We start from the raw sequence: 8,334 nt of genomic DNA, 5'->3' as shown, positions 1-8,334 counted from the left end.
GTTGTGCTTGACTCTTTTGTGTAAAAAAACAAACATAAACGATTAATATAAAAACAATATTTTTATTGATATTAGTTGGCTTTAAGTCTTAAAAAGTTCTCAATAGTTAAATTAATATGGCTATATTAATAAAAAATTGTATCAACAAAAATTACATTAGACGAAACGCACCTATACAAAAACCATACACATAAATATAACACTTTATCAAGATTAAAAAATTAAGTTATTTACTCTGTTTTGCAATAAATGTTTTTAACATACAATGATCTGATACTTTGGAATAAAACTTCTTCGTTTTTAAAACTTTTAAATCTTTTGAAACCCAAATATGGTCTAAAGACAAGAGAGGAATATTATAAAACCAAGTTTCCCTGAAACCATTTCCTTTTTCATTAAATGCTTGATTAAAATGTTCTTTAAACTGCTTTAAATATATAGATTCATAAGGCACGTTAAAATCTCCTAAAACAATGGTATTAACTGTTCTCTTAACAAATTTATTAACATAGTTTAGTTCCCATGCTCTTGGAACATCTGTACTTCCTGCAACATCTACTGCATAAAAATTAATACCTGCGGTTTCAAAGCTTATAACTGTTGTTCCATAATTAGAGACGCTTTCATTTATTTTATACAGTGGCATTTTTGAAAAAATGAATATTTTTGTATCTGATTTGTAAAAATAATAATTAGGGTATTTATGCTTAAAATCCTCTATGCTATATTTTCCTGTTTCAACTAAAACCATTACATCAGGAACATTTCCATTTTTATTAAAGGCAATTTGAAAATTATTATCTCTAGAAGCATTCCAAAAGACTATTTCTAAATCTGACGCTTTAATATCATCCGGAAAATGTATTTTAAAACTTCTTCCCAGCCATATCAATAGTAATAATAAAGCTATTTTTAAATTATATAGTCTCCATCTTTTAGTTAGTATAATAGATAATGCCAAAACTATAAGAATAATTACTGGTAAAGGAAAGGCATAAAAATATAATGAAGACCAAAACGTTTGCTCCTTTATAAAAAAGTGAACCCCTATTAAAACTAAAATAATTACAACATTTATTAGTTGTAAAATGTATTTTAAAACTCTCAGCATTATCTTAAAGGAAATCCTTTTGCTGCCCACCATGGATGAATTTCGACCGTTAATCTTCCAGCTTTTACCATAGGATCAGAATTGGCCAAACTATCGGCCATTGTTAACGTTGGTACATTATAAATAGTAATGCCTCTTATGTCCCCATCATCTCCAAATGGTCCGGAAATATCTGCATATCCTAATTCATACATTTTACTTAAATGTGCCAAGTGCTCTTGTTGCAACATCTCTGCTTCTTCTTCGTTTTGGGAACGAATAAGACCATTCTTTAAAAATGCAATAAAATATTGCTGCATTAAAATAGTGTCTTGGGTTTTTTCATCAACATAGTCAAAATACTGAAAGCCATCTGCAGTGAGTTCTTCCTTAATTTCTTTTGTTGACTTCTTAACCGGCTCACTTAAAACTTCAGGTTTTATAGTGTCTATTGTAGCTTTAACACTTTCTAAAGTGATTTCACTTTCATCTAAAATAGTTGTTTTCGGTTCATCTTTACAAGCTACAATAAGCACGATAATTATAAAAAATGATACATAATTTTTCATGTTTCCCATAATTTAAAAGGTTTTTTACTTAATTGTGAATTGTAATATTTGATATTCCCAGTAACTTCATCTCCTATCCAACGAGGTATTTTAAATACCTCGCTTTCTGTTTTTAATTCAATCTCTGCTAACATGAGGCCTTCGTTTTCACCTGAAAAAACATCAACTTCAAAAATGTGATTTTCGACCTTAATCTCATACCTAATTTTATCAATTATTCCTGGTTCACATAGTTTTAATAGGGCTTCGGCTTCAACTTTAGGTATTTCCTTTTCCCATTCAAAACGAGATAAACCTTCTATATTTGACGGTCCTTTAACGGTAATAAACCCTTTATCCCCTTTTATTCTAACCCTTACGGTTCGTTCTTTATCTGTATTCAAAAATCCCTGAACAATTCTGGTTCTTTTAAATGCTTCTTGTTTAAAGTCAAGCGATGTAACCAAAAACTTGCGTTCTATTTCAATCATACATTATCAGAAAGGTTTTGAATGATGTTAGAAGGAATTCTTCCTGATTTGTATTTATTATTGGCAAGCCAAACCATTGTATTCACGATGGTAATTGGATGAATCGATCGGTATTTCTTCAAATTTCCAACTAAAAAAACATCAATAACGCTCATGAATTTTTTAGCAAATTGCTCTCCAATTCTCGTTTCACTTCGCTTACCACTAATTAAAGAAGGCTGTAGAATATACGTGTTTTTAATGTTTGCCTTCAACACAGCTTCTTCCATGCGTCCTTTGGTCCTGTTATAAAATATGTTGCTTTTTTTATCGGCTCCTAATGCCGAAATAACCACTAATGTGTCAATGTGTTTTTTAGCACATAGGTCTGCTATCATTACTGGAATTCCATAATCAATCTTGAGGTATTCTTCTTCATTCGGCGTTTTAGCTTTAGTTGTACCTATACAACAAAAAACGTCGTTAGCATCAAATACATCTTGATAGCTTTCTAGATCAAAAACATCAATAAGATGTTCTTCAATTTTAGAATGCTTTATCCCACAAGAACTTCTACTAAATAATTTTATTGTTTGGTATCTGTTATCTGCTAAAAGTTGTTCTAACAATAAGCCCCCAGTAAGACCTGTTGCTCCAATAATAATTGCTGTTTTCAACATGGTTTTTAATTCTCTTTGATAAAGATATTATATTTTTACAAGATGTATGAGTTTCCTTGTAACAGAAAAATTATTCATGTAGATATGGATGCATTTTATGCCTCTGTAGAACAAATGGATTATCCTGAATTAAAAGAAAAGCCTATTGCTGTTGGCGGAAGCGAAAAACGTGGTGTTGTAAGTGCTGCCAGTTATGAAGCAAGAAAATTTGGTGTGAGAAGTGCGATGAGTGGCATACAAGCTAAGAGAAACTGTCCAGAACTTATTTTTGTAAAACCTCGTTTTGATAGATACCATGAGATTTCAAAAAAAATAAGATATATCTTCTTCGATTATACCAATTTGGTGGAACCGCTTTCTTTAGATGAAGCTTATTTAGATGTTACAGAAAATAAAAAAGGAAACCCAAGTGCCTCTTTAATTGCTAAGGAAATAAGAGAACGTATTTTTAATGAGGTTGGCTTAACGGCTTCTGCGGGAATCTCAATTAATAAGTTTATAGCCAAAGTTGCCAGCGATTATAACAAACCTAACGGACAAAAAACAGTAAACCCTGAAGATGTTATTCAATTTTTAGAACAACTTGATATTCGGAAATTTTATGGTGTTGGTAAGGTAACTGCTGAAAAAATGTATCAACTTGGGATTTTCACTGGACGTGATTTAAAATCAAAACCTATTGAATTTTTAGAAACCCATTTTGGTAAATCTAGCACCTACTATTATCATGTTGTTAGAGGTGTTCACACTAGTGAAGTCAAACCAAACAGAATTAGAAAATCTTTAGCGGCCGAACGTACATTTAATGAAAACTTATCTAGTGAAATTTTTATGTTAGAAAAGCTTAAAAATATTGCCAATGAAGTTTCACGAAGATTAAATAAAAGCAAAGTCGCTGGAAAAACGGTTACTTTAAAAATAAAATATAGCGATTTTACAATGCAAACCAGAAGTAAATCGTTGCATTATTTTATAAGTGATGCATCTATGATTTTAGAAACCGCTAAAGATTTATTATTTCAAGAGAAGCTAAGTAACTCAGTCCGTTTATTAGGTATTTCAATGTCTAATTTAAACACTGAAACAAAAAAAGAACTCGAACAAAAAAGTGTAAATGTGCAGTTACGGTTTGAGTTTTAACCAATAAAACGTGATTTATTTTTAAAGAATAAATCACGTTTCAATATTTTAAAATTACATTTTAAATAGGACAAGATGTAATTTCGGTAACTCGTAATGTATTAACCATACCTTTACTTTGAATTGGCATAGCCGCTAAACTAATGAGCATATCACCTTCTTGTAAATAACCCATCTTACAAGCAATGTTATTTACATCTTCAATCGTTTCATCTGTACTTACAAATTTATCGTAGTAAAAAGCCCTAACCCCCCAAAGCAAACTTAGTTGAGTTAATATACGCCTGTTTGATGTAAAAACTAATATATGTGATGATGGTCTCCAAGCCGAAATTTGAAATGCCGTATACCCACTGTTTGTTAATGTTGAAATAGCCTTTGCATCTATCTCATTTGCCATATTAGCTGCATGATAACATATAGCCTTTGTTATATATCGGTTAGTACGAATATGTGGTGGTGCTAGTGGTACTTGAATTAAAGGGGAATCTTCAACACTCTTTAATATGTTAGACATTTGTTTAATCACTTGAACAGGATATTTGCCAACAGATGTTTCACCAGAAAGCATTACGGCATCCGCACCATCCATAACGGAGTTGGCTACATCATTAACTTCTGCTCTGGTTGGTGTTAAACTAGAAATCATAGTTTCCATCATTTGCGTAGCAATAATTACTGGTATTCTTGCTTTTTTTGCTCTCAACACCAATTGCTTTTGAATAAGAGGAACTTCTTCAGCCGGAATTTCAACACCTAAATCACCTCTGGCTACCATTAAACCATCACAAAAAGCCACAATTTTATCTATGTTCTCGACAGCTTCTGGCTTTTCAATTTTTGCAATAATAGGTATTTTATCTTCACTATTCTCTGCTATTAAATCACGTAACTCCATTAAATCTTCAGCATGGCGAACAAATGATAGTGCTATCCAATCCACTTTTTGTTTAATTGCAAAAAGCGCATCTTCAATATCTTTTTCTGTTAATGCTGGCTGAGAAATATTAGTGTTTGGAAGATTTACCCCTTTTTTCGATTTTAAAGGCCCTCCTTGAATAACTCTTGCCTTTACCTCATTTATCTTATTGGTAGAAACGACTTCAAAAATTAATTTTCCGTCATCTAAAAGAATGCGTTCTCCAGGTTTTGCGTCTTGAGGAAATCGATCATAAGTCATGTAAACACGCTCTTTAGTTCCTTCAAAACGTTCACCTGTAGCAAAGATAATTTCATCATCAGGATGCACTACCACTTCGTCTTTCATAACCCCTACACGCAATTTAGGCCCTTGTAAATCTCCTAAAATCGCAGCATTAAATCCAAATTCCTCATTGAGTTCACGTATCATTCTTACGCGTTCTGCAACGTCCTTATAATCGGCATGAGAAAAATTTATTCTGAATACATCAACACCTTCTTGAAGCATCGCTTTCAAAATTTCTTTGGTACTCGTTGCGGGACCTAATGTGGCCACTATTTTGGTTTTTTTTCTTATTGGCATTAGTTGAAAATTAAATTGTCTTTAGATTTTATTTGATTTTGATCAATAATATAGGCTGTTGCAATTTGGGGTATACTAAGCATGACATTTATAATGTGCTTTTCTTTATTAATATGAAACTCATCATCAATCTTTAATAAATAATTTACATTTTTTAATTCAGGTAAAAAATTATAAGTCTTAGTAATGCTTTGTGTTGTTTCAAATAGCAACCCTGAATTTGTTTGAATATAATCATTTGTTTTGCAAATATTCGATATTAAATTCCAAGTTATAAGACGTTTTTTATCTTCCCAATTATATATAGAGTAGGATGATTTTCCTTGATTAAAGTCTAAATCAGTTTTCTTTCTTACTAAATTTATCCCTAAAAACTTATTAAGAAGATATGCTAAACGGTAGTCTTCAATGGTGCAATGAATTGCTATTAAAGTAAATACCGACTCATCAAAAACATCATCAAGAATAAGTTTGTGTACCCCCATAACTTATAAAAATTCGTTGTAAATATAATATTTAAAACACTTAAAGTGGTAAGTTTTTGAGAATGTTGACGTGAAACTATAACGAAAACGTTGTAGTTGGCACATTTATTTAATCAAAAAAATTAATTAGCCATTCTGCTTTGAAACACAAAAAAAGCACGTTTTGAAGCTTTCTCTTCTGCCTTTTTCTTAGAGGTTGCTCTTGCTTTAGAAACAATTTTGTTATCTACTGATAATTTTACTGAAAAATGTCTCACATCATCATTACCAGAATCTTCATATACATTATAGTTAAATGTTTTCTTTTCTTTTTGACACCATTCAATTAATAAACTTTTATAGCTTATCACCTTTCCTTCTAACTGAGCAATATCAACATAAGGAATTATAACACGCTTATAAATAAATTTTTCACAGTATTTAAATCCTTTATCTAAAAAAATAGCACCTATTAAGGCCTCAAATAAATTACCATGAATATTATCTCCAAATTGAGGTGCAGGGATTTTGCTTTCGATAAGCTTAATAAGATTTAAATCTTTACCCAATTCATTTAAATGTTCTCTACTTACAACTTTTGACCGCATTTTCGTCAAGTATCCCTCATCTCCTCCAGGAACTTCAAGATATAAATGGGATGCTATAACGGCTCCTAACATAGCATCGCCTAAAAACTCAAGTCGCTCATAATTTATAGCATTTCCATCATCATCTTTTATATTCATTGAGCGATGGGTAAATGCTGTTTTGTATATATGAATATGTTTAGGCTTAAAGCTTAAGATCCTTTTTAATTGTATAAAAAAATTCCCGTTGCTATTAGAACGGGAATTTAATATGTCTCTAATATGTTTCAATCGGATATTATTCTAGTGTCTTAAATACTACACAAGCATTATGACCACCAAACCCAAACGTATTACTCATGCCAACTTTAACGGTTCGCTTTTGGGCTTTGTTTAATGTTAAATTTAATTCTTGATCAATATTTTCATCTACAGTAGTATGATTAATTGTTGGCGGAACAACACCGTGTTGCATCGCCAAAATTACCGAAATTGCTTCTATAGCACCCGCAGCACCTAATAGGTGGCCTGTCATTGATTTTGTTGAATTAATATTTATTTGTTTAGCACGATTACCAAAAACTTCGGATATAGCCTTAAGTTCTGCCACATCGCCTAATGGTGTAGAAGTCCCGTGTGTATTAATATGATCTACATCTTCAGGTTTTAGTCCGGCATTTTCTAAACAATTTCTCATTACAGCCATAACGCCAATACCCTCTGGATGTGGGGCTGTCATGTGGTACGCATCAGAAGATAACCCACCACCAACAAATTCGGCGTATATTTTTGCGCCTCGTTTCTTAGCGTGCTCATATTCTTCTAAAACAATGGCACCTGCGCCTTCACCAAGTACAAAGCCATCTCTAGAACCATCAAATGGTCTAGAGGCTGTTTCTGGGCTTTCATTTCTGGTTGATAATGCATGCATGGCATTAAATCCTCCCATACCAGCAATTGTAACGGCAGCTTCACTTCCGCCTGTTACAATAAGATCACAGTGACCCAAACGAATAGAGTTTAATGCATCAAACATAGCGTTTGCTGAAGAAGCACAGGCAGAAACCGTTGTGTAATTAGGACCCATAAACCCATATTTAATGGAAATATTAGCCGGGGCAATATCTGCAATCATTTTAGGGATAAAAAATGGGTTGAATCTTGGAGAGCCATCACCAGATGCAAAGTTTAGAACTTCATCTTGAAATGTTTCTAATCCACCAATTCCTGCTCCCCAAATAACTCCTGCTCGCAATTTATTTACTTCATCAAGATTAAGTTTGGCATCTGCAATTGCTTCATCTGCTGCAACCATAGCATATTGCGCAAACTTATCCATTTTACGCGCCTCTTTTCTATCAAGAAAATCGGTCGCAACAAAGTTTTTTAATTCGCAAGCGAATTTTGTTTTAAACTTTTCAGTATCAAAATAGGTTATAGGTGCAGCACCACTTTTCCCACCAATTAATGCTTCCCAAAACTCATCTTTGGTATTGCCTATTGGTGTTAAAGCGCCTAATCCTGTAACTACAACTCGCTTTAATTCCATAAAAGTTCTTTCTTATTTTGCAGCCTCTATATATGATATAGCTTGACCTACTGTTGCGATATTTTCAGCTTGATCGTCTGGGATTTGAATATCAAATTCTTTTTCAAATTCCATGATTAATTCTACTGTGTCTAATGAGTCTGCTCCTAAATCGTTTGTGAAGCTAGCTTCAGTAACAACTTCGTTCTCATCAACTCCCAATTTGTCTACGATAATCGCTTTTACTCTTGATGCAATGTCTGACATAATCTTTTAATTTAAGGTTTTAATTAGTTGGCAAAAATAAAAAACTTTATTTTTAA

Annotated in this window: 10 protein-coding genes; 1 reads left to right on the top strand and 9 read right to left on the bottom strand. The window is 32.4% G+C overall.

The window, feature by feature from the left end; all coding sequences use genetic code 11:
• Positions 1–226: 226 nt before the first annotated feature.
• From AC15TD_RS15105 to AC15TD_RS15090, 4 genes are read right to left on the bottom strand one after another with little or no spacing between them, the layout of a single operon-like run.
• Positions 227–1,111 carry an endonuclease/exonuclease/phosphatase family protein gene (locus tag AC15TD_RS15105; RefSeq protein ID WP_484452974.1) on the bottom strand — a complete coding sequence of 295 codons (885 nt, stop codon included), beginning with the start codon at positions 1,109–1,111 and terminating at the stop codon, positions 227–229.
• Positions 1,111–1,659, bottom strand: a complete 549-nt coding sequence (locus AC15TD_RS15100) for a YciI family protein (RefSeq protein WP_484452973.1) — start codon at positions 1,657–1,659, stop codon at positions 1,111–1,113. The genes AC15TD_RS15105 and AC15TD_RS15100 overlap by 1 nt, the downstream gene beginning before the upstream one ends.
• Positions 1,656–2,129 (bottom strand): CYTH domain-containing protein, encoded by a 474-nt coding sequence (locus AC15TD_RS15095; RefSeq protein WP_484452972.1) that lies wholly within the window; start codon positions 2,127–2,129, stop codon positions 1,656–1,658. Before AC15TD_RS15095 ends, AC15TD_RS15100 begins: the two co-directional genes overlap by 4 nt.
• Positions 2,126–2,788: an NAD(P)H-binding protein gene (locus AC15TD_RS15090; protein ID WP_484452971.1), complete on the bottom strand. Its 663-nt coding sequence runs from the start codon at positions 2,786–2,788 to the stop codon at positions 2,126–2,128. Before AC15TD_RS15090 ends, AC15TD_RS15095 begins: the two co-directional genes overlap by 4 nt.
• A gap of 42 nt (positions 2,789–2,830) precedes the next feature.
• Here AC15TD_RS15090 and dinB point away from each other — a divergent pair, with 42 nt between their 5' ends.
• Positions 2,831–3,928: a DNA polymerase IV gene (dinB, locus tag AC15TD_RS15085; protein ID WP_484452975.1), complete on the top strand. Its 1,098-nt coding sequence runs from the start codon at positions 2,831–2,833 to the stop codon at positions 3,926–3,928.
• A 61-nt stretch (positions 3,929–3,989) separates the two neighbouring features.
• Here dinB and pyk read toward each other — a convergent pair whose 3' ends face one another.
• From pyk to AC15TD_RS15060, 5 genes are all read right to left on the bottom strand, one after another.
• Complete coding sequence (gene pyk, locus AC15TD_RS15080) at positions 3,990–5,432, bottom strand: pyruvate kinase (protein WP_484452970.1); 1,443 nt, start codon at positions 5,430–5,432, stop codon at positions 3,990–3,992.
• The gene (locus AC15TD_RS15075) at positions 5,432–5,917 is read right to left on the bottom strand and encodes an IPExxxVDY family protein (RefSeq protein WP_484452969.1); all 486 of its coding nucleotides are present in this window, start codon (positions 5,915–5,917) and stop codon (positions 5,432–5,434) included. Before AC15TD_RS15075 ends, pyk begins: the two co-directional genes overlap by 1 nt.
• Positions 5,918–6,039: 122 nt before the next feature.
• Positions 6,040–6,774 carry a ribonuclease III gene (gene rnc / locus AC15TD_RS15070; RefSeq protein ID WP_484452968.1) on the bottom strand — a complete coding sequence of 245 codons (735 nt, stop codon included), beginning with the start codon at positions 6,772–6,774 and terminating at the stop codon, positions 6,040–6,042.
• Between the two features lie 7 nt (positions 6,775–6,781).
• A complete protein-coding gene (fabF, locus tag AC15TD_RS15065; protein ID WP_484452967.1) occupies positions 6,782–8,032 on the bottom strand; it encodes a beta-ketoacyl-ACP synthase II in 1,251 nt (416 codons plus the stop codon).
• A gap of 12 nt (positions 8,033–8,044) precedes the next feature.
• Positions 8,045–8,278, bottom strand: a complete 234-nt coding sequence (locus AC15TD_RS15060; RefSeq protein WP_007647141.1) for an acyl carrier protein — start codon at positions 8,276–8,278, stop codon at positions 8,045–8,047.
• Between the last annotated feature and the right edge of the window lie 56 nt (positions 8,279–8,334).

The sequence above is a fragment of the Yeosuana sp. genome, assembly GCF_057126245.1.
Note: the sequence above shows the minus strand (reverse complement) of the source record. Positions and strands in the feature narration are given on the sequence as shown.

Bases quoted from the DNA above. Each gene is read 5' to 3' on its own strand.
- AC15TD_RS15105 (WP_484452974.1), bottom strand. From the start codon at position 1,111: ATGCTGAGAGTTTTAAAATACATTTTACAACTAATAAATGTTGTAATT.
- AC15TD_RS15100 (WP_484452973.1), bottom strand. From the start codon at position 1,659: ATGAAAAATTATGTATCATTTTTTATAATTATCGTGCTTATTGTAGCT.
- AC15TD_RS15095 (WP_484452972.1), bottom strand. From the start codon at position 2,129: ATGATTGAAATAGAACGCAAGTTTTTGGTTACATCGCTTGACTTTAAA.
- AC15TD_RS15090 (WP_484452971.1), bottom strand. From the start codon at position 2,788: ATGTTGAAAACAGCAATTATTATTGGAGCAACAGGTCTTACTGGGGGC.
- dinB (WP_484452975.1), top strand. From the start codon at position 2,831: ATGTATGAGTTTCCTTGTAACAGAAAAATTATTCATGTAGATATGGAT.
- pyk (WP_484452970.1), bottom strand. From the start codon at position 5,432: ATGCCAATAAGAAAAAAAACCAAAATAGTGGCCACATTAGGTCCCGCA.
- AC15TD_RS15075 (WP_484452969.1), bottom strand. From the start codon at position 5,917: ATGGGGGTACACAAACTTATTCTTGATGATGTTTTTGATGAGTCGGTA.
- fabF (WP_484452967.1), bottom strand. From the start codon at position 8,032: ATGGAATTAAAGCGAGTTGTAGTTACAGGATTAGGCGCTTTAACACCA.
- AC15TD_RS15060 (WP_007647141.1), bottom strand. From the start codon at position 8,278: ATGTCAGACATTGCATCAAGAGTAAAAGCGATTATCGTAGACAAATTG.